At 43.2% G+C, this 22,366-nt stretch carries 14 protein-coding genes and 1 riboswitch; all 14 genes read right to left on the bottom strand.

Going from position 1 to position 22,366, the window contains the following annotated elements:
- Positions 1-104 precede the first annotated feature (104 nt).
- Positions 105-298: riboswitch (cobalamin riboswitch) on the bottom strand.
- A 279-nt stretch (positions 299-577) separates the two neighbouring features.
- On the bottom strand, positions 578-1,777 hold the full coding sequence (locus WC743_RS02850; protein WP_373010247.1) for a Gfo/Idh/MocA family protein: 1,200 nt from the start codon (positions 1,775-1,777) through the stop codon (positions 578-580).
- 3 nt (positions 1,778-1,780) lie between these two features.
- The gene (locus tag WC743_RS02845; RefSeq protein ID WP_373010246.1) at positions 1,781-2,791 is read right to left on the bottom strand and encodes an FAD:protein FMN transferase; all 1,011 of its coding nucleotides are present in this window, start codon (positions 2,789-2,791) and stop codon (positions 1,781-1,783) included.
- 570 nt (positions 2,792-3,361) lie between these two features.
- Positions 3,362-3,910 carry a carboxymuconolactone decarboxylase family protein gene (locus WC743_RS02840; protein WP_373010245.1) on the bottom strand — a complete coding sequence of 183 codons (549 nt, stop codon included), beginning with the start codon at positions 3,908-3,910 and terminating at the stop codon, positions 3,362-3,364.
- Between the two features lie 5 nt (positions 3,911-3,915).
- Complete coding sequence (locus WC743_RS02835; RefSeq protein WP_373010244.1) at positions 3,916-4,458, bottom strand: carboxymuconolactone decarboxylase family protein; 543 nt, start codon at positions 4,456-4,458, stop codon at positions 3,916-3,918.
- 12 nt (positions 4,459-4,470) lie between these two features.
- Entirely contained in the window at positions 4,471-5,751 is a 1,281-nt protein-coding gene (locus WC743_RS02830; RefSeq protein WP_373010243.1) for an MFS transporter, read from the bottom strand.
- A 7-nt stretch (positions 5,752-5,758) separates the two neighbouring features.
- Positions 5,759-8,524, bottom strand: coding sequence for a TonB-dependent receptor domain-containing protein (locus WC743_RS02825; RefSeq protein ID WP_373010242.1), 2,766 nt, complete (start codon positions 8,522-8,524; stop codon positions 5,759-5,761).
- 27 nt (positions 8,525-8,551) lie between these two features.
- A complete protein-coding gene (locus tag WC743_RS02820; protein WP_373010241.1) occupies positions 8,552-9,112 on the bottom strand; it encodes a carboxymuconolactone decarboxylase family protein in 561 nt (186 codons plus the stop codon).
- A gap of 142 nt (positions 9,113-9,254) precedes the next feature.
- Positions 9,255-9,902, bottom strand: a complete 648-nt coding sequence (locus tag WC743_RS02815; protein ID WP_373010240.1) for a hypothetical protein — start codon at positions 9,900-9,902, stop codon at positions 9,255-9,257.
- A gap of 38 nt (positions 9,903-9,940) precedes the next feature.
- A complete protein-coding gene (locus WC743_RS02810) occupies positions 9,941-11,386 on the bottom strand; it encodes a TlpA family protein disulfide reductase (protein WP_373010239.1) in 1,446 nt (481 codons plus the stop codon).
- Between the two features lie 161 nt (positions 11,387-11,547).
- Positions 11,548-14,211 carry a cation-translocating P-type ATPase gene (locus WC743_RS02805; protein WP_373010238.1) on the bottom strand — a complete coding sequence of 888 codons (2,664 nt, stop codon included), beginning with the start codon at positions 14,209-14,211 and terminating at the stop codon, positions 11,548-11,550.
- 331 nt (positions 14,212-14,542) lie between these two features.
- Positions 14,543-16,258 carry a hypothetical protein gene (locus WC743_RS02800; RefSeq protein ID WP_373010237.1) on the bottom strand — a complete coding sequence of 572 codons (1,716 nt, stop codon included), beginning with the start codon at positions 16,256-16,258 and terminating at the stop codon, positions 14,543-14,545.
- Between the two features lie 111 nt (positions 16,259-16,369).
- Positions 16,370-17,998, bottom strand: coding sequence for an FAD-dependent oxidoreductase (locus WC743_RS02795; protein WP_373010236.1), 1,629 nt, complete (start codon positions 17,996-17,998; stop codon positions 16,370-16,372).
- A gap of 3 nt (positions 17,999-18,001) precedes the next feature.
- Entirely contained in the window at positions 18,002-20,314 is a 2,313-nt protein-coding gene (locus WC743_RS02790; protein ID WP_373010235.1) for a GH92 family glycosyl hydrolase, read from the bottom strand.
- A complete protein-coding gene (locus WC743_RS02785) occupies positions 20,311-22,350 on the bottom strand; it encodes an FAD-dependent oxidoreductase (RefSeq protein ID WP_373010234.1) in 2,040 nt (679 codons plus the stop codon). The genes WC743_RS02790 and WC743_RS02785 overlap by 4 nt, the downstream gene beginning before the upstream one ends.
- Between the last annotated feature and the right edge of the window lie 16 nt (positions 22,351-22,366).

Below are 22,366 nucleotides of genomic sequence, written 5' to 3'. Positions count from 1 at the left end.
AATGCTGTGGATAAGAAAAATGGAAAGGAGCGCGCGCAGGCAATTGTTAAGCAGATGCTTATAACACAAACGCATCAGACCAGACCCTGCTTCATACCGCGAAAGCATTGTCAATTCAGTATGGCAGGTCTCCTGACTTGTAACATTTTTGCCATCCTTCCCATCCCGCTATATCGGGACAGTGGATATCATTGGCAAAAACCTTTTATTGTTACTTACAGTTGCGCGACAGTCCGTGATTTGCACACGGTTCCCTATTAATCTACAATTAAGTAAAACCTATACCGGTTGATGAAGGAAAGTAAAGAACTTATTTCCCGGCAAATGTAATGAATAAGGGTGAGGAATACTATATACCAATCCACCAGATAGGTCAATCAGCGTAGCGTTATATGATTTTTCGTAGCGAGAGGCACTCGTTTTATATTAAGTATTATAAATAAATTAAGCTGACCCGATAGGCTTCACAAGAATACAGCGGACAATATAGAGCTCAAACGGATGCACAGTGCCAGACCGAGTAGATAGACAATTGATTCCAGGCAACCTCTGTTTGGTTGCCCGGAGCCTTTGATCCTTAATCGAGCTTGTAGCTGTTATCCCAGTTACTGATCTTTTTGTTGTATAATGCCTCATTGGCCAGGTGCACGCTAATAGCGGTTCGCGCTCCGGTAAACACATTACTGTCAGGTAGTTCTTTATTTTGTATCTTTTTATAAAAATCGTTAAAAGCATACCATGTGCCATCTTTAGTAGGTTCTGGCAAAATAGGTGTGCCACCCTCCTTGTTCCATACAATGCGCGTTGCACCGGTTACACCATCTACGGTTCCTTTTTCGCTCAGCAGCTTTTTTTCGGGATAAAACATCCCCTGGTCTGTTAGTAACGATACCATGCCCAGGGTCCCTTTAATTTTAAAAAGATACCCGTCATGCGCATTACCGCACATAGCGCCAAAATTGCCAATCAGGCCCAGGTCGGGGTAGTGCAGCATTAACTGCACGTTATCATAAGTTTCCCGGCCATCTTTAAAAACGTCTATTCCGCCGGTCGCAAAAAACTCCTGCGGATGTGTATCAAAGGCCCAGTTAATAAAATCTATTTGATGAGAAAGCAGCTCGGCCGCCAACCCACCTGAATATTCCTTATACATACGCCAGTTAATGGCCCGTTCCAAAGCAGCGTCAGGCACTGAACGGCGCCAGTTGCCATTACGGTCCCAGCGGCAATCAACCTGTGTCACTTTGCCCAGATATCCTTTATTGATCATCTCTTTAACCCGGTAATATAAAGGTGAATACCGGTACTGGTGGCCTACCTGCAGCACTTGATTACTGCGCCCGTGCATCAGGCTGACCAATTTAAGCGCTTGCTCGATGTTATAGGTCATCGTTTTTTCCAGGTATAAATGCCTGCCTGACTTGATGACGTCTGTTGCTATTGGGTAATGCATATTAAGCGGCACGGCAACTATTACTGCTTCTACTTCTTTATCATCCAATAATTTCCGGTAGTCATCGTAAGCTTTCCAGGCGCCGGTTTTGCTTAGTTTTTGTGCCGCGGTAAGCCTGAAACTGAGTACATCACATATGGCGGTCACGCGGAACAGATCGGGCATCTGGTTGAGCAGATGGATAATGCCGGTGCCGCGATCTCCGCAGCCAACCACTGCTATTTTTACCGGCCCGGCTGCTGGTGGCAGGGCACTTAAATTATTAGCTATAAACAACCCGCCGGTTAACAGGCTGGTATTTTTTAAGAACGTCCTTCTTTCCATCTTTCAGTTTTGTTTTTTATATCCTTTAAAAAAAGCAGTTGCCGTATCTGCAATAACACCGTCAGCCCTTCGGTATACGATATAAGCACTCATTTTTTTTTGTTTGCTTAAAAAGGTCAGCGTACGTTTCAAACCCATAGCCATAAAACCATTATCATACCCATCGGCAGTGATGGCGTCTCTGGCATAAACCGTAACGCTGATCATCTCGTTCTGCACGGGATAACCTGTTAACGGGTTCATCAGGTGTGCAATCTGTTTACCGCCCGCTTCATGATGCTTACGGTAATTGCCCGATGTGGTAATAGCACCATCGCCTGGCTCAATCACTCTACGCATGGGTGCAGGGTTAAGATCATCATCGCTGATACCTTCTATGCCTATCTTAAAAGGTTCGTTACCGGGCTTATGTCCTTTAACACGCAACTCACCGCCAAGTTCAATCAGGTAGTTGTAGATGTGATGTTGCTCCAATAACGATGCCAGCAGGTCTACCGAATAGCCCTGGGCAATACCGTTCAGATCCAATTGTACGCCGGGACTGCTTTTATACAAAAAATATTTCTTCAGGCTGATCTTATCTGCACCTACATTCTGCAGCAAGTTTTTCACCTCTTCCCTACCCGGATCATGCGTGGGCTTCATCACACCAAATCCCCATGCATCAACAAGGGGTTTTACTGTTGGATCTACCAGTCCCCCGGTCATGCGGCTGATCTGAAGAGCGCGATTGATCAACACCCTAAAAGTTTCATCTATGCGGATGCCTTTTGCCGAATAGTTGAAACGGCTGATCAGCGAATTAGGCTGGTAAAGTGATACCGATTGGTCAAACCGCTGTAGCAGGCTGTCAGTTTGCTTTAAGCTGATCAGGCTATCGGCCCCGTAATACACAATAGTATAAGTAGTGCCCTGTGCATAACCATTCAACTCAAAGCGGCGCAAGTGTTGTTGCCGGCCAAAAGCACATAGAAACAATAATAAAAAACTGGCCGGCAATAAATTCTTTTTCATAATTCAATGTCTAAACCTTCCCATTTAACATAACCTTCTGCTTTTACTCATCAAATGTGGTCTTCCCTCCAGCGTGCCCCGCCGCATTGGTTATGCTATTGGCAAACAGAGTGATGATATGAGGCGATAGCCTGCTTAATCTGGGGTAATAGATTGGCATGCATGTGCATGGCTGATGCCGCTTTCCCGGTCAGACCATATTGTGGTGACATCGCATTGATGATCAGGTTCTGGTTTCGTTCAAAAGTATCTCATTCAATTTGTAGTCTTATTATCTAAACTATTATATATATACATGGAAGTTTATAATTGAACTGCTATTTGCATTGTTTAGGGGTAACTGAAAGCAAATTGGAAAATTAAAGTGAAATCCACAAAAAATAGTTATTCCAATTTTAAAAAGACGCACTGAATGTAGCTCTAAAGTTTTGCGAATCCACAATATTCTGCACATGTCTGAAAATAAAAACACCCTGTAAATAAACTGATTTACAGGGTGTTTTAAAATACGTAACGTTTTATTTAAATACAATTAATACGTGACCATGATATTTACAGATAGGTGGATGATTATTTATATACGCTTGACTGATAACCCTCCCGGGCACGTTGCGGCGCGCGGTTTACATAAAATTGCCTGTCTTGTGGCGCCCAGGTTGCCAGGCCGTCCACATAACGGTTAAACATGCAAAAGGCTGCGGCGATCAAAACAGCATCATGTATCTCTTTATCAGTGGCGCCTGCATTCCTGGCAGCTTCTATTTGCCCGGTGGTTACATTTTTACCGCTCTTTTGTACGCTGGCAGCTATAGCCAGCAGGTTTTTTATTTTAGGCGAAAGATCAGCTGAGTAAAAATCCTTTTTAATAGCGTCTATCTGGTCGATATCGCAGCCCAGATAGTGACCGGCCAAAGCGCCGTGAACGTTCTGGCAAAAAAAACAATCGTTAAGGTAGGATACATATGCCCCTATCAGCTCGCGCTCGCCACGGGTAAGGGTGTTGTCATCATCGCGTAGCAAAGTTTCAGCAAGGGCGTTAAGCACCTTCTCGGTTTCGGGGCGATAGGCCATTAAACCGCGGATGCCGGGCAAGTCGTTATTTAGTTCGATGTGTGCCATGTTATTTATTGTTTTGTTGGTAAAGCGTATCCCTGCACCATGCGTTTTCCCATTTCCTTGTATGCCTCGGGGTCTGTCGGGGTTAAGCTGGCTAACCCATCTACATAGCGGTTAAACATACTGAATGATGCCGCTATTAGTACCGTGTCGTGCAGTTCCTTATCAGTAGCCCCTTCACCGCGGGCGGCCTCAATATCTTCGATTTTCACTTCCTTACCTAATATTTGCACCTTTCCTGCAATATTTAATAAGGCTTTCATTTTGGGGCTGATATTAGACTGTTGCATATCTTTTAGAACATCGTCAACCGTCGTATCATCTTCGCCATAAAGGCAGCGGGCAGCAGCAGCATGACTGTTCATGCAAAACATACAGTTATTACGGGATGATACATAGGCGGCTATCAGCTCGCGGTCGGCTTGTGACAGCGGCGATTCGCCACGTAATAAAACCTCGGCCAGTTCGTACAGGTGTTTGCCTGTTTCGGGCCTGAACATTACCAGCGACCGTATGCCGGGTACGCCTTCGGGGACATTTATATGTGCCATATTTTTATTTTTTTAGTTGTTATCTGATAAAATATTCACTTCGCTTATTGCTGCTGTCCCAGTTTTATCCTTTACAAAAAACATCACGATTAACCCCACCACAAACACGAGCGAAAAAATGAAGATCGCATTGCCGTACCCACCCAAGGTGGTTACCAATACGCCAATAAACAATACTGCCGTTGCGGTAAATAACCTGCCAATATTAAAGCAAAAACCGGTTGCTGTCGCCCTTATACCTGTGTGGAACAATTGCGGGATATAGGCCGATAACACGCCCTGGCTTGCCCCAAAGAACAAGGCCATAACGGCTATCTCAATATAAATAACCGGCGAAAAAACAGTGTTTGTCTTGAACAGTACAAACGATAAAATGGCGCAAACGGTAAAACAAAGCATCATGGAGCGCCTTAAACCCAACAGATTAACCAGCCAGCCAGAAAAAAAGCCGCCGGTAAGCCCGCCCATGCCCAAAAACATCATACTTAAACCACGTTGCTTTGGCGCATCGGTTGCAATAAGGCTCTGGATCCAGGTAGGCATCCACGAGAATATGGCCCATAAACCTATTAACATAGTGCCAAACATTAACGACCCTACTACAATCTCGCGTCGGTTGGCCGGCGAAAATAAGGAGTTGGTACCCGCCCGTGGTTGTTGTTTGTGGTTAAGCCACACGCCCGATTCTTTGATAATGAACGCGCCCAATATAGCTAAGGTTACCGGTATTGCACCCACAAAAAAACCTTCGCGCCATGATGATACCACATAGTTAATAGCACCGGCAGAGAAAATACCTACGGGAAACGCTATGGATAAAATACCAGTAATAACCGCTTTGCTTTTTTTAGGCCAAACCTCGCTGATGAGGGTAAAAGCAATTACAAGCTCACCCCCCACACCAAAACCGCTCATAAAACGGCATACTAAAACGCCTGTCCACTGTGGTACCAGGCCGGTTAAAATGGTAAAAAAGCCATAACAGCCAATGGCATAAAGCAATGCCTTCTTACGCCCTATTTTGTCGCTTATAACGCCCCAGGTAAAGCCACCAATGGCCCACCCAAATATGAATAAGGCATTAATGAAACCACTAACACTGTTTAATTCGTTTGGGTTTAGCGTTCCCTGTAATTCTTTAACAACTACAGGGAGATAAACAGACATTAATGTTGAAACTGCGCCGCCTAATACACTGCTTACAAAGCAAATTATAAACAGTACCGTAAGGTAAGCTGTACTTGTTTTTGACTGTGATATATCCATTGGCTGGTCAATTGTTATTGTGCTCATGATTCTGTTATTTTAAAGGGCTGTCAAACACAATGGCTACGTAATAAATAGCACCTACTGCGGGCGAGCCATACGATTGCGAAATGTATTTGTTAAATATGTTACTACCGCCCAGTTTAATAGTAGTGTTGGCACGTGGTAGTTTTTTATTGATCTGCGCATCAACCATCGAATAGGCGTTTATACGGCCCGGCCTTACACCATTAAAAGTGCCATACCAATCAAACGCAGTTTGATAATGCCATGCCAGGTTAAAGCCATAGCCGCTGCCAATATTGGGGTTGCCAAAAGTTACGTTGGTGCTGTACCTTGGCGTGTTGTATTGGGCAATGTTGTTAATATTTGCGGTGCCCAGGTTAAATGAGGAAAGCGTTGCATTACCTCCTGCTATGTATCCCCTATCTAACAAATATGTTAAACCAAGGCTTACACCCTGTGCAGATACTTTATCAGATGCATTGGTGTAAAGCTGGAACGCGCTAACCGTACGGTTAGCTACCTCACCGGCTGCGGCAGGATTAACTTTGCCATCGGCACCTAATACCGGGGCGGTTGGCCTTAACACAACTGTGTTTAAAATAAAGTTTGTGTATTTGCTGTAATAATAATTTACATCAACCAAAAGCTTATCATTTATTAAGCTTTTATAACCAATCTCAAATGCCTTTTGCTGTTCTGGTTTGATATAGGCAACATTTGATTTTACAAGCAGGTCCTTGTTTTGAAAAACAGCTTGCTGTGGGGTAGCGCCGCCACCAATAGCAGCACCAACTGCCGCGCCAAATGCATTTACCGATGCCGAAGTAAAAGTATTTTCGTAAGCGTTTAAGCCTACACTATTACTTGGCGCGCCACCCAAAATGGTAATAGGGCCAACATTAAGGTGGATGAATTGGTCAACAGGGGTTGGGTTACGGAAACCGGTTTGGTACGATGCCCTAAAATTGTGTGTTTTAGCAACGGTATAAACAGCCGAAAAACGTGGGGTAAAGCTACCTTTAAAGTTCTCGTTCTTATCATAACGGATAGAGGCTGTTAATTTAAGGTTATCATCAAACAGTTTTTTGCCTGCCTGCAGGAACGAACCATATTCATCAATTTTTATTTTGTTGGTTTTATCATCAAACAAACTGCCATTGGTGAACATTTTATATTTACGGAAACTGCCGCCAACCAATAGTTCAAACACCTTTATGGCTTTCGAAAAATCGTACTGTCCATCGGTATGGTAAAATTTACTGTTACTAAATACGCCTGCACCACTTAAGCCATAATTATGGATAGATACATCTTTAGACTGGGCAAAAGCAGGGCTCCCGGGTATAAACCTGCCCTGATCTGCAAAGGCGCGGGCTGCAGCATGATTGCCGGCAGTAACGCTACCAACATTGCCGTTAAATGCAGCACCGTAACGGGTGAACCAGGTTGCATCGGCATTTGCAGGCGATACGGTGTTTCCGCTAAGGTCTTGTACCCAATCGCGGTTTATGAATTGCGCCAGTGAGCGGGTGTTGTACGAATCGTGCGAGTTTTCGCCAACTACATAACTGCGGATAAAGAAATTGCTTCCCTTAACCTCTAAACGATGTGTTTGCAACACAAAATTATTCAGATCAAAACGGCTGCTGCCAGTATAGCTGGCTGTACCACGACCATAATTATATTGGTAAATGGCTTCGATATCGTTACTGATCTTATAATGCAAAGCGCCGTTTAATTTCAGGCTGTAAACATTGTAATTCATCAGGTCTTTTTCTTCGTACCCGGTGCGCGATACAACGCCCGCGCCGGGTACGTTTTGAGACACTTCATCGCCGTAAATATTTAAAGCATCGCGATTGGGGTTATTAACGCCGCGGCTGGCAAGAGGTGTGGTAGCGCTGACGTCGGTATAATTGTTCGCATACCAATCTGTACCGGTTAGGTATGATGCGTTGAGTTTAAACGCAAAACGGTTATTAAAAGCTTTTGCATAACGCAGGGCAAAGTCACTGAGGCTTTTGGCGCTGCTGCCGGTTTCGCCAAGATGGTTTATGCCTGTTTTTAACTGCACGGCAAGCCCCTCGTATTTAAAAGGATCTTTGGTTTTTATAGATAACAGACCGTTAAAAGCAACCGGGCCGTAAAGGGCTGATGCCGCGCCGGGGATCACCTCTGCCGATTCGATATCCAGATCAGACGCGCCGAAAAGATTACCCACCGAAAAGTTTAGGCCAGGGGTTTGGTTATCTACACCATCTACCAGTTGTAAAAACCTGGAATTTCCGGTACTGTTAAAGCCGCGGGTATTCACTTGTTTGTAGGTTAAACTGCTGGTAACGGCTTCCATGCCTTTAAGGCTTTGCAGGCCATCGTAAAACGTGAACGAAGGGTTTTCTTTTATTGCCCGCTGGCCCATTTTTTCGACGCTTACCGGCGATTGCAAGCTGCTTTGACTTACACGTGTTGCCGATGTAACCACCTCGTTAAGCATGGTGGTTTTTACGGGCAATGATACGCTAACGGTTTGCATGGCAGATGTTATCTGTACACCCTGCTCCTCGTAACCCAATCCGGATATTACGATGGTAAAAGGTAATTGGATGTTTTTTATATGCAGGGTAAACAAGCCGGCCAAGTTTGTGCTTGTACCAACGCTTTTGCCTTTAACATTAATGGCAGCATTGCTAACCGGGTTACCGGCGGCATCTTTTACCGTACCGGATATTTTAATATCCTGGGCAAATACATGCAAGGATGTTAGTAACATAATGATGAGTATAAGTTTTTTCACTGTGATTGAGTTTAAATTAAGTGGTTGTTATTTTTTAAGGTGGCCATACCCCTGCGGCAGGCGGGTGTAGCCATGGTTAACAAGCCTATCGGCCAAAACATTGTAATAAGCAGGGTCGGCAGGTAAAGCGGTGCCAAGGCCATCCACATACCGGTTGTACAGGCAAAACAGGGCGGCAATTAAAACTGTATCGTGTATCTCTACATCGGTAGCGCCGGCTGCTTTTGCGCGCTCTACTACATCTGCTGTAACGCTTTTACCACTCTGCCTGGTTAATGAGGCTATAGTTAAAAGCGCTTTCATTTTTTCGCTAACGGGTGCGGTATCAATGTTTTGCTTAACCTTTTCGGCCGTTTGGGTCTCGCCTGCTAACAGGTCGGCAGCGGCGGTATGGGCAGTAGTACAAAAAGTACATTCGTTACCATAGGATACAACGGTGGCAATAAGCTCGCGCTCCGCCTCGGTAAGTGTAGAGGGGCCGCGCAATAAAAATTGTGTCAGATCGCGGATAGGCTGTGCGGTACCTTTGCTATATTCTAAAAGGCCGGTAATACCCGGCAGATGATCTTCAAGTGTGATGTAAGGCATAAAATTCAATAAAATAATAAAGGATGTGGGAATGCTTACAGCAGTTTGCCGCCTATGGTAATAAGCAATGGAAAAAGCATGTAAGTTAAGGCACAGGCTTATAGCCGCGCCAAAATACATTCCCGTGAATTATAAGATTGGATTATACCCGGGCCTCAGGTGGTTGGGCCGGCAATGACAGGTAAGTATGCAATGTTTTTGGAGCTATATAAACAAGCTGTGAACGGATTGCTTTTGCAGGTACCGAAAGGTCAAATAAAGTAACAGTGTAATTATAATCGTTATCGAGGCCTGTTTTTTTAACAAGCGGCAGCTGGTTCTTTTTGGAAAGCGGAGTGTCGCTTACCTCTTTTGCGGTAATAACATTATCATTTACCAGTTTGGTTTTGGCGTAATTTGGTATACACTTCACATACATGGTATCCCTGGTCATTTTAAGGGCCACATAGTTGTAGCAGTTGCCTCTTAACTGGATCTGGCCGGAAATGTTTTCATATTGGCGCTGCTCTTGCACATAAGGCATGCGTACAGGTATTTTGATCTCTACCAATTCTTCGGGCTTATAAAAACCCTTGCTTATTTGTTCGTTGGCAAACTGGTCAGATTCATTTATAAAATATTGAAACAATAACATATACCCACCCATGTTAAACACGAGCACAGCAAGCATCATTATCGCAAAAACCTTTTTCAAGTAAGGGGTATTATAATTGGGTGGTATAAACCTAAAGAATAATAGTTTAACTTCCAAAACCCAAATAAATATTTGTTTAGCGGAATATTCAGCCATGATAAGCTGCCGAAAGGCCTCTCATTTAAACGATCTGCCTACCTGGCAATTTCAGCATCAATTAGTTTGCCTATCTCAACGCTGCCCGGACCGGGAGCGTTAAAGTTTACCACCCTCCCATTTTTGTCTATCAGAATATATTTGGGGATGGCATTGGCCACGTAGGATCGGGCAACCACACCGTTGCTATCGTATAGCTGCAGCCAGGTGGGTTTTTCCACATCGAGGGCTTTACGCCACTCACGGTCACCATCAAAGACCGCTATAGCCATAAAAGCTACCTGGCTGTTATCTTTGTATTTTTCGTAAAGTGTTTTATAATTGGGTATCTCAGCGCGGCAGGGAGCGCACCAACTTGCCCACAGGTCGATGTAGACCACCTTTCCTTTAAAATCTTCTAAACTGTAGATTTTCCCCTTATCGCTGGGCAAGGTAAAAGCAGGCGCAGGCTGACCTGTTTGTACAAGCATTAATTGGTTTTCTTTTTCCTTAAAACCGTTGGTGATATCTTTTTTGAGGGCCTCGTTCTTAATGGCATCAAAGCGCGGCTGCAGCTCTTTTTTGGCCATGTTTAATTGTTCGATAGAACTGGCCCTACTAATGCCGGAAGTAACAGAATGATACAGATAATGATCCTTAACCTTACCTGTATAAAGCTTATTAACGGTATTGATTATATAATCGGGTTGTTTTACCAGCGATGAATCTTTTAGACCATCGAGCTTTTTAGTGTAGGCCATATACACAGGTACTATCCAGGTTTTATAATCATCAGAGGTGAGGTACTTGTCATGCGAAATGCCACCAGTAAATATGGCAGGCGTATTCTGTTTTGCTATGTCAGTCATTTGCTGGTAAGTGTATTTACCTAATTCAACATGCTGAAGCAGCATATAAAAAGCCATGCTTTGGTTATCTATATCAATCATTTTTTTAAACGTATTGAAATATTTATCCTGTTTGGGCTTTTTGTTAAATACTATATTTAAAACAGAATCATTAAGCGCTTTAGTTTTTTTAATATAAGGCAGTAATTCGTCAAGCTTTAATTCGAACCATTCAGTGCGATCGTTACGGGCTACCGTTATCGAATCTATTTTTTGGAGATACTGATTTGTTTCGGCACCAATACCGGTTATTTTCCGGGTTTTAAGCAGGCTGACATAATTTGTGGCATCGCCTGTTATTGTTAGGTTATAACCGGGGGCAACGTAAATCCTGTTGATTTGCAAGCTATTTTGCTGAAGGCTGGTACGCTGCGGCCTTTTTATATGATAGGTTTTTAAATAAAACTCCCCGGCATCATTAATTTTTATGGTATCAATAATCATCTTACCGTTTTCATCCTCAAAGAATATCTTCAGTATTTTTTCGGTAGTGTTGGTGATCTTGCCCTGTATAATAAGGGGTTCAGCTTTTTTTTGCTGTGCAATAGCATGGGTGAAAAAGCACATCATAAATATGCATGAAATTATTCTTCTCATATTTTCATAGTAGGTTAAACAAAAATATAAAACCTGTGCATACATTGCAATAATGTTCATTTAACGAACCTTAATACGCCTGGTACCCGAAGAGGCGATAGAATATTGCGGAATAAATTCCAGGAGAGGAAGTGATCAGTTATCTACATTATTGTGAGGTATTAGGATACTGATGCTTTTGTCCGAAGCCTTACCACAAGTTTAATCAGTTCATTAATAATTAAAGGTACTAAACCGAGCAGGATAGCTACAAGCCAGCCATTCAGATCCAGCATTTGCAATTTAAAAGCTTCCTGAACGGGTTTAATACTAACAATGAGTAACTGCAACAAAAGCCCTAATACGATGGCTGCGATCAAATATTTATTAGAGAAAATACCAATTTGAAAAATAGACTTTTTGCTGTTCCTAACTGTAAGTGAATAAAACAACTGGCATGAAACTAGTACCATGAACGCCATGGTGCGGGCGTATTCTACCACGGCGGGTTTTACTGAATGGTCAAACGGGCTGGCACCATGTTCATAATAGCCATACCAAAAGGCAAATATGGTTAACGCGCCAATTAACAGGCCACCGCCGCCGGCACGCAAAATGCCACCACCGGCAAAAAAGCTTTCTTTGGGATCACGGGGCTTTTCTTTCATTACATCGGGGTCACCCGGGTCCATGCCCAGGGCAATAGCGGGTAACGAATCGGTGATCAGGTTAATCCACAGTAACTGGGTTGCAATAAGCGGAACTTCCCATCCTATGAGCAGGGTAAAAAACATGGTAACCACCTCGCCCAGGTTACAGGTAAGCAAAAAGATAACCGATTTTTTAATGTTATTATAAATGTTGCGGCCTTGTTCAATAGCCTCAACTATGGTGGCAAAATTATCATCGGTCAAGATCATATCTGCCGCGCCTTTGGCCACATCGGTGCCGGTTATGCCCATGGCAACACCAATATCGGCTGCATTCAATGAAGGGGCATCGTTAACCCCGTCGCCCGTCATGGATACAATGTTCCCCTGGGTTTTTAAAGCTCGTACTATTCTAACCTTGTCCTCGGGCGATACCCGTGAAAATACAGTGAACTTTTTAATAGTAGCCGCAAACTCCTCGTCACTAAGCTTATTCATCTCCTGGCTCGTTATGGCTTCATCTATATGGCTGGCAATGCCAAGCTCATGTGCAATGGCAAAAGCGGTATTCTTGTGGTCGCCGGTTATCATGATGGATGTTATACCGGCACCTTTCGCTTTCTGTACCGCCTCTTTTACCTCTTCGCGCGGCGGATCTATCATGCCCACAAGACCTATGATAATCAGATCCTTTTCCATCTCAGCGGCATCAATACGGGCATCTACAGTTTTATAGGCAGCTCCCAGTGTACGCAAAGCCTTGTCAGACATTACCTCCGTGGCCTTATAATATTCTTCTTTATGGGCATCAGTTAGCGGTATTGCCTGTCCATTATGTAAAATATGTGTAGCTATTTGCAGCAAATTATCAATAGCCCCCTTGGTATAAACCGTGAGCTTGCCCTTTTCTTCATTAAGGGTCGACATTAATTTACGATCAGAGTCGAAAGCAAATTCGCCTATGCGCCTGGCATGAACAGCCAATTGTTTTCGGTCTATACCCAGTTCATCTGCAAACTGCAGCAAGGCAATTTCTGTTGGGTCGCCCGTGCCTTTCCCATCTTCATACGTTGCATCAGAACATAACACCATGGCTTTAGCCAATAATTCAGCATCGCCGGTTGCTGAATTTTCTTGGCCGGTAGTTACTGAATTTTCACCGCCCAGGTTAAAATAGCGGGTGACGGTCATTTTGTTTTGCGTAAGGGTTCCGGTTTTATCCGAGCATACGATATTTACAGATCCCAGCGTTTCAACAGCCGGTAAACGCCTGATAATGGCATTTCGCCTGGACATGCTGGTAACACCTATAGAGAGCACAATAGCTACGATGGCCGCCAGTCCTTCGGGTATTGATGCTACGGCCAGCGATACCGAAATAAGGAACATATCAACCAGATCCCTTTTTTGAAAAAGAGCAACTACAAATATCAGCGCGCAAATGCCAATGGCCATTTTGCCCAGTGTCTTTCCCAATTCGTCCAGCCTAAGCTCGAGTGGGGTTTTTGATTCGGCTTCGTTGTCTATAATGGTAGCAATTTTTCCAACTTCGGTATTCATACCCGTTTCAACCACTACACCAACACCACGCCCATAAGTTACCAGGGTTGACATGAATGCCGAATTTGCACGATCACCCAACGATATGTCTTCGTTATGTACCTGTGAGGCATCTTTAACGGAAGGTACCGATTCTCCTGTCAGTGAAGATTCTTCGACCTGCAGATTAGCCGATTCTATCAGGCGAATATCAGCAGCTATAAAACGCCCGGCATCTAAAATGAGGATGTCGCCGGGTACGAGGTTTTCCGATTCAATTTCTTTAGTGGCACCATCCCGCCTTATCAGGGCTTTAGGAGAAGAAATTTTTTGGAGTGCCTCAATGGCGTTCCCGGCTTTAACTTCCTGGATCACACCCAACACCGCATTGAGTATAACTACCATTAAGATGATGCCTGCGTCAACATATTCCCCCATAAAAATGGTAATAATTACTGCGGCCAGCAATATGTATATAAGCCAATCCTGTAATTGTGCAAGGAATAATTTTATTATACTTTTTTTCTTCTTGCCCTGGAGTTTGTTTGGCCCAAACCGCTGCGTCCTGATATTCACTTCTTCTTTTGAAAGGCCTTTTGCACTATCCACTTCAAGCTCCCTAAGAACATCATCAATTGATTTAGAAAACCACATCATATTTGTAGGAATAAATTATTTCGACACCCACCGTTCCGAAACTACCTTTAGCCCAATGAAAGTTACTCAGGTATAAAAAGTTTTTGAATCGGTATTAAGCTCGCTTACATCATTTGCAAGGTAAGTACTCGTTATTATAATTTGATAGAACCCGCTAAATGCTGTAATTGTTTCCTTCTGCCTAATATCGCTAAAAGGTCTATTAGCGATTTAAAATTGCAGTGAATTCGATACAAGTAAAACACAATCGTACCACCTTTCAACTGCTTGTACCTGTTCCTTGATAAAAAAGGAAAAGGGATTGTCCCTGAAAGGCAGGACTTAGCTAAAGTTAATCTATAATATGCCGGGTATCCATACTATTGTGCTGCATTCTCAGTCGCCATAAAAGTTCTTCTATGGATACTACTTTTGTGTTATTGTGAAGAAGGTTTTTTGTCCATTTGACGGGAGTCACGCCCCTGAACCCTTTTGCTGCTTTTCTCATATTATCAGGTATATCAACACTATCGCTCGCATATTCAGACCATGCATGTACAATAGTCCATGTTAGCTGGTCACCTGCTTTTTCATTGTTCTTATTTATTTGTTCTGATAATTTCTGCGGATTACCGCTGTTTACAATGTTTTGATTGGCCCAGAGCTGATATTTCGCAGCAACGACAGGAACTTCAATTCCTTTTTTGTTTTTAAGCCAATAAATGGCGCCATTACCACCATTGTAAGGAGAATATTGAGCGGCAATCATTCCTGTGATATCATCTAATTCTTCTGCAAATATTTGATATGCCTTAATGGCATCGGGCGAGGATACGTTTCGGCAGATGAAGCCAAAAACTTTTGTGCCGGTGCGTTTTAATTCCTTATTGATTCTTTTTGCATGTTCCCTTAATAGCTGTTCAGGGGCGCCGGTCATACGGCCAAACAGATCGGGATAATAATACCCGCCGCCATACTCTACAATGCTAACCTGTTTACTTTGTGATTGAACTAACTGATTATAAACATCCCTTCCGGCCTCGCTAAGATTGAAGACACAAGAAGTGAATGACATTGGTATTTCTGAATTAAATTGATTTTTCCAATAATCCCCGCTATCTAAAAAGCTGCTAAATGCCCATTGTATGTTATCGCCGTCGCTCATTACAAAAGAGTTAAAGTCTCCGCTTTTACTCCAATCTATTGATTTGGGATCCAGTGAATTGACTTTACGAGGTGCTTCCTTGGGCGTAATGGCAAGTAATGCCAGGTTCATGCACCAATCTGCCGGAACATTGATCAGCGCCCTGCTTGTACAAGGTTCTATTTGTTTAAATTCATCTCCTTTGTTCCAGCCTATTACCGGAGAAAGGGGTTTAACCCAATTTAGGATAGTTAAAAAAAGGCTATCAACACCATAGTAGATCATGCAGCGATGAGCAATGGCAAAATCCCGGTTGTTTGAAAATTTAGGATTGGCAACAACTAACAAATTGGGGGATAGTTGGGGCGCCAGCAGGTTAAACGATTTTGGGTCTAAAGAATCTTTTGAAAGGTCCTGAAGTTTGATTAACCCGTGATGAATAGCATCATTTTCCTGTGTCCTATCTATTAATACGCCATTTTTTATACTGCAATATACCGTTGCCAGATTAATCGAATTATCTCCCCGCTGTACATCGTAAAGTATATAGCCACGAATGACACCCTTTTCTTTAAACCTGTCCACTAATTGCCATACATCAAAACTTCCGTTTCCTTTTAATTTCAGTCGTTTAACTAATGATGCATAATATGATTGATAAGCAATATTTCTGTTCTCAATCCAAACGCCTTCGCTATTTTTATTGCTGTTGATGCTTTGAGCCGCCAAACCCGATATTGACTGTGCTAAATTCATCTCAGCAAGGTTATCGAAATTATTGATCTTGCATATAACTATGCTGGTAGGTGCTTTTTGTTCCGGCCAAAAAGGCTTCGGTTCCTGTGCATTTACTAAGTATGAGGTGAGTGAAATAATTAAGAGGAATAACGTAAACGTTATCCTGGAATAGCTTCTCTTAAGCATAGGGTATAGATAAAAATTGTATGCGTATGAATTGTTGCAGTTATATTTCAGCTGAAAATTGACTTTCACGAAATAAGCGTGCTTATCCCATGAAAGTCAGTTCTGCTTTTATTAATCAATACCCGCACCTGGTTTTAAATCATTCAGGGTTTTAATACTGGATTCGAGATATGCACCGCGGGCAAGTAATATTGCGGCCAATTCTTTGCTATCAATATCTTGTACCGATTTTTGCTGTTTAAAAGCAAGGTAAGCGGCAGTACCAGCGGCCTGACCAAGAATCATATATTGGGGTTCCATCCGAAGTGTAGAATAAGCCACATGGCTTGCTGACATACATACCGGAACCAGCAGATTCTTCACTTCTGATTTTTTAGGTGTTAGAGCCCGGTAAGGAATTTGATAAGGGATGTGTTTCATTCTTTCTGGTTCGGTCCGTTGTGGTCTTCCTTCATACTTTAATAAACCTTTTTCATTAACCCACGCTTGCATAGGGTGAACATCCAAACCATAAGAGCCCAAACCAACGGCATCGGGTTTTTGCATGTCTGATACTACATCTTGTTGCGTGATAACGTGTTCCCCAACCATCCGTCTTGCTTCTCTTACATAAAGTTCATATGGCCAGTTATGATTATCGGTAAATTCATCTTTGGATAGGCCCCAGCTGTTGATCACATTACGGTATTCTGTGGGCAGTCTTTCATCATGACCTAAAAAATACATGTATCCTGCAACATAATCCACGTGATCCGCCCATATTTGTTTCCTCCGCGCATACGAACCGTCGGGATAATCCCAATTGCCGCCAACATAGTCAGCTGTATTTAGGTCTACTTTATCATGCGGAACCTTGCCCATGCCAGGAAACATATGTTCCGCGGCCTGTACAGCACCTTCTTTATTGATCAACGTTAGTGTGGTTCTTAAAAGTTCAACATATTTCCTGGTATCGTAATGCTGTGGTTTTGGGAATGGCGTAATATTGTTTGGGTTATTGGTCAAAGACAGCCGGAAGTTATAGGCTTGTGTTTTTTTATCACCAGAACCTACAGGCCCGGGGGCTTGCGTTTGAACACCCGGCAGTAGCTTTCCATTATCGTCATAAGCGCTTTGTGAACCAAAGGCATCCCTGACCCCTGCCGAATACTCATTGTACTGGCTTTGCGCTTCACGGCCGACAATATAGGATACGCCGGCGAAAGCCATTAAATCACCTTCATAAGTTGCGTCAATAAATACTTTTCCGGCAAATTCGTCACCATTTTCCATAACAATACTGGTAATTTTTCCGTCTTTTATTTTCACGCCTCCTTTTTCTTTTAGTCTTTTCTGGAAGTACACGGTAACTCCCGCTTCTTTAATCATTTGGTTCAATACCAATTCTGCAACATGAGGCTCTGGAAACCAACCTATAGAATCTTTGGTTATGGATTGGTAATTATAATACTTACCCAAACGTTTATAAAACGCCAGCGGATAGCCGCCGATAACAGATCGTCTACCAATATCAGTGGCAGCCAGACCTCCTGTTACCATACCCCCGATATGTAATTTGGGTTCAAGTACAACAACTTTAGCGCCTTCTTTTGCCGCTGCGATTGCCGCCATTATGCCAGACGCCGTACCACCGTAGATAACAACATCGTAGGCGTTGTTTTTTTGAGGTAAGCCAAAGGACGTTTTATTTATAAAGAGTGCTATCAGTAAGATTAGCAATGAACGGATAATTGTTTTCATTTTTTATTTTTTAAGATGATTAATAGAAATATCATTAGAAAGAGAGTAAGGGAAATCTTTGGGATTAATTCCCCTATAAAAGTTGGGCCGGGCCGACATGTTAAACTCCAGGTTTGCACCTTTCATTAACAGATCATGGCTTAGCCAGTTGTGCTGATAAACTGCACCGTTTAATTTTAACGATTGTACGTAGATGTGCCGGGGCGAATTATTATTCGCGTTTATCCGAATAGTTTTCCCGTTGTCAAGCCTGATCGATATTTTTTTGAAAAGTGGCGCACCAAGCACATACTGGCCCGCACCAGGACATACCGGGTAGAAACCCATCGCGGAGAAAACATACCAGGCTGAAGTTTGCCCGTTGTCTTCGTCGCCGCAGTAACCATCCGGCGTAGCCAGGTAAAATCTATTTTCAACTTCACGCACCCATTTTTGCGTTTTCCAGGGCTGGCCGGCATAGTTGTATAAGTAAATCATATGCTGTATGGGCTGATTGCCGTGAGCATACTGCCCCATATTCATGATCTGCATTTCTCTAATTTCATGAATAACCGACCGGTAATAGCTTTGATCATAAACGGGAGGGATAGTAAAAACGGAGTCGAGCTTTGTAACAAACTCTTTTTTCCCGCCCATAAGATTAATTAACCCGCTAATGTCTTGAAACACGCTCCAGGTATAGTGCCAGCTATTGCCTTCTGTAAAAGCATCGCCCCATTTGAAAGGATTGAACGGGGCCTGAAAACTACCATCTTTGTTACGCCCCCGCATGAGCCCGGTTTGCGTATCAAATACATTCCGGTAATTCATTGCCCGTTTACGGTAAAGATCAACTTCAGCCGCTGGCTTGTTCAACGCTTTTGCCAGCTGGTATATACAAAAGTCATCATAAGCGTATTCAAGCGTACGGGCTGCGTTCTGGTTAATGCCAGCATCATACGGAACGTAGCCTAAAGAATTATAATAATCTACACCATAGCGCCCCACGGCGGGCATCGGCCCCGCATGATTCGCGCCTTTCACCAATGCCTGGTAAAGGGTCTCAATATCATAACCACGCACTCCTTTTAGCCATGCATCAGCAACTACAGAGGCAGAGTTATTTCCGATCATGATATTCCGATAACCCGGACTTGACCACTCCGGAAGCCAGCCGCCTTCTTTATAATCATTAATGAGCGCTTGTTGCATTTCCCGATTAATAGCAGGATATACCAAATTCAGAAAAGGATAAAGAGCCCTGAAAGTATCCCAAAATCCTGTACCTGCATACATGTAGCCCGGCAGTACTTTCCCGTTATAAGGACTATAATGAACAATTTTGCCGTTCTGTTCTATCTCGTAATGTTTTTGTGGGAAAAGCAAGCATCGGTACAAGCAGGAATAAAAAGTCCGTAATTGCTCGGTTGTGCCACCCTCCACTTTAATTTTGCTTAGCTCTTTATTCCATGCATCTTTTGCTTTTTGTTTAATCTGATCAAAATCGGCATTCCCTAATTCGCGGCTTAAATTGAGTTCGGCTTGTTCAATACTGATAAATGAAGATGCAATTCGCAGGTGCACGTATTTCGTATCGACAGCACCAAATGTGATGACAGCTCCCGCATGACGGGCCGTTACCTCCGTCAGGCCATCTTCAAGCCGGTTATCTTTCCATATCTTGAAAGAGCGGATTGGCTGATCGGCAACAATAACAAAATAGTTTTTGAAGCCCGCGGGTACCCCACCCTTATTACGGGTAGAATAACCAATGATCTTCCGCGCGCCCGGCATAACCTTTATATAAGAGCCGGAATCCAACGCATCAATCACTAAGGAAGCTTCCTTTCCCGCCGGGTATCTTACCCGGAAGTATGCAGCTCTTTCGGTAGGTGCTATTTCTGTTGTAATATCATGGTCTGCTTCGTAAACGCTGTAATAGTAAGGCTTGGCTATCTCAGATTTATGCGAGAACCAACTTGCACGCTCATCTTCTTTAAAAACAGCCTTACCTGTAATAGGCATTACAGCAAACTGGCCGTAGTCATTCATCCACGGAGAGGGCTGGTGTGTTTGCTTGAACCCCACTATTTTGTCAGCATCGTAGGTATACGCCCAGCCGTCACCCATTTTTCCGGTTTGAGGAGTCCAAAAGTTCATACCCCATGGCAATGAAATTGCCGGGTAAGTATTACCCGTTGATAAGCTATGTTTGGAAGCGCTGCCCACCAATGGGTTTACGTATTCCACCGGGTCAAAGTCCGCATGGTTTTGCTGAGCCATTACGTTTTGCATGGCAAAGAAAAAAATGATTAGATATTTACCTGCTCTTCTCATTTTTTTAAAGTTTTATGTTTAGAGGGCGCAAGGTGAAATAGTACGGCATCTGCAGCTATAACACCGTCTGCCTGCTCGTTGGTAATACTTACCGAAGCTGTAACACCCTTGCCCAGTTGATAGTCACCCAGTCTGACCCATTCGCCGGAGGTTTGACCATTAACGATCACTTTTTCCCGCTCAATAATTACTTGCTTTTGGCTATGACCATCATTAATGGCGCATACAATCTTTGATGACGGGTTTTTAATGCGTGGCAGCACATAAGTGTAAATTTCGTAAGTGCCTGTTTGGGGTATTACCTGGCTAAACTTTACTTCTTTTCGTTCTGCATCTTTAGTTGGATTAGCTATATATGCATCCGGCCCGTAAAAACCACCTTTAACTAATGACCATTTTCCGGTAAGGCTTACTTGCTGTTCGTTCTTATTATCTACTATCATTTCCGGAAGACTGCCATCTACCAACGGATTTGCCTTTAGAATTTGCTGGATCTTTTTTACATCCACGTTTTGCACGGAAACATGATGGTTCACCGCTTGTACAGCCGCAACAGCTGAGGATTGCCCCAGAACCATAAACACAGGTTCCATCCGGATGGAACCATAACCGATGTGGCTTGCTGATAAGCATACCGGAACAAGTAAATTAGTGCACTCACTCCGTTTGGGGGTAAGTGATCTATAAGCAATAGGATAAGGCCCGGATCCGCCTTTTTCAACATCACCCTCATTTTTAGCCATACCATTGATAACCAACCGTTGATTATTATGAGAGTCCATGCCGTAGGCAGCCATCCCTATCCCGTCAGCTATCACTTCTTTGCCTTCACAATTTGCCTGGGTCATTACATATTCGCCAACCATCCGGCGCGCTTCGCGGATGTACATCTGCGGGCTCCAGTAATTATTATCACGGTATTCGTCTTTTGGATATCCCCAGTTCAACAAAAAGTTTCTCATGGCTGCCGGGATACGTGGATCATGTTGAATAAAATATAGCAACCCCTTATTATACAGTTCGTGCGTTTTCTGTATTGCTGCCCTTTTATTGTAATCAGCATTTGGATAATCCCAGTTATAACCAATCATATCAGTTGAAAAGCCACCGCCATTATTGATATCCGTTTTATGGTTCGGCATCAAATCAAACTTCAGTATCTCTCTAATATCATTGGTATCGGTTAGTTTAGCAATATAACGGGGAAGCAGTTCATAACGCAATGGATCATAACCCGGAGGCTTTGTGATCGTTATCCGGTTTGCGGGATCATCAGTTAAACAGATACGAAAATTATAGGCTTGCACGTGGTTATCTCCCGTCCCGATTGGTGGCAACGGGGCATCACTTATCCCCCATAACAAACCACTTTTAGGATCGCCCGGGATTTTATATGGATCCACACCATCTGGTATCTGGTTGCCGTGTTGTGGTGTTGCTGCGGGTTGTACCTGCACGCCGTTATATGTTTCATTATAAACACTGTTGGCTTCTCTTCCAACAAAATAACTGACACCAGCTTTTGCCATCAGGTCACCCTCGTAAGAACAATCAATGAAAACTTTCGCCCGGATAGTTTTGGCAGGGTTTGATTTAGAGAATGAATTTTCAAGGACGATCTCCTTTATTACACTATTCACTTTTTTGGCCGAAATAATACGGTACTGATATAAAACCGGCACATTTGCCTTATTGATATATTGCAGGAATATATCTTCTGCCACATGCGGTTCAAAGATCCACGATTCAAACTGACCATAATATTTACCCGTGCGGCGATAAAAGTCCAGCCCTAATCCGGTAACGGCATATTTGTTGCCAATATCGGTGTACCCCAAACCTCCGGATGACAATCCTCCAAGGTGCTTTCCAGGTTCAATCAGTAATACTGATTTCCCCATCATTTTTGCAGTATAAGCAGCCATTACGCCACCGGATGTACCGCCATAGATGCAAATATCATAAGTGGTTTGCGCTATTCCGCTTAACGGAAAAAGTAATAGCGCAAACAAGTAATATTTAAAAAATTTCATCATGTTATTTTTATTTAAT

It is taken from the genome of Mucilaginibacter sp. (assembly GCF_041660805.1).
GTDB lineage: Bacteria > Bacteroidota > Bacteroidia > Sphingobacteriales > Sphingobacteriaceae > Mucilaginibacter.
This window is presented reverse-complemented; position numbering and strand designations above follow the sequence as displayed.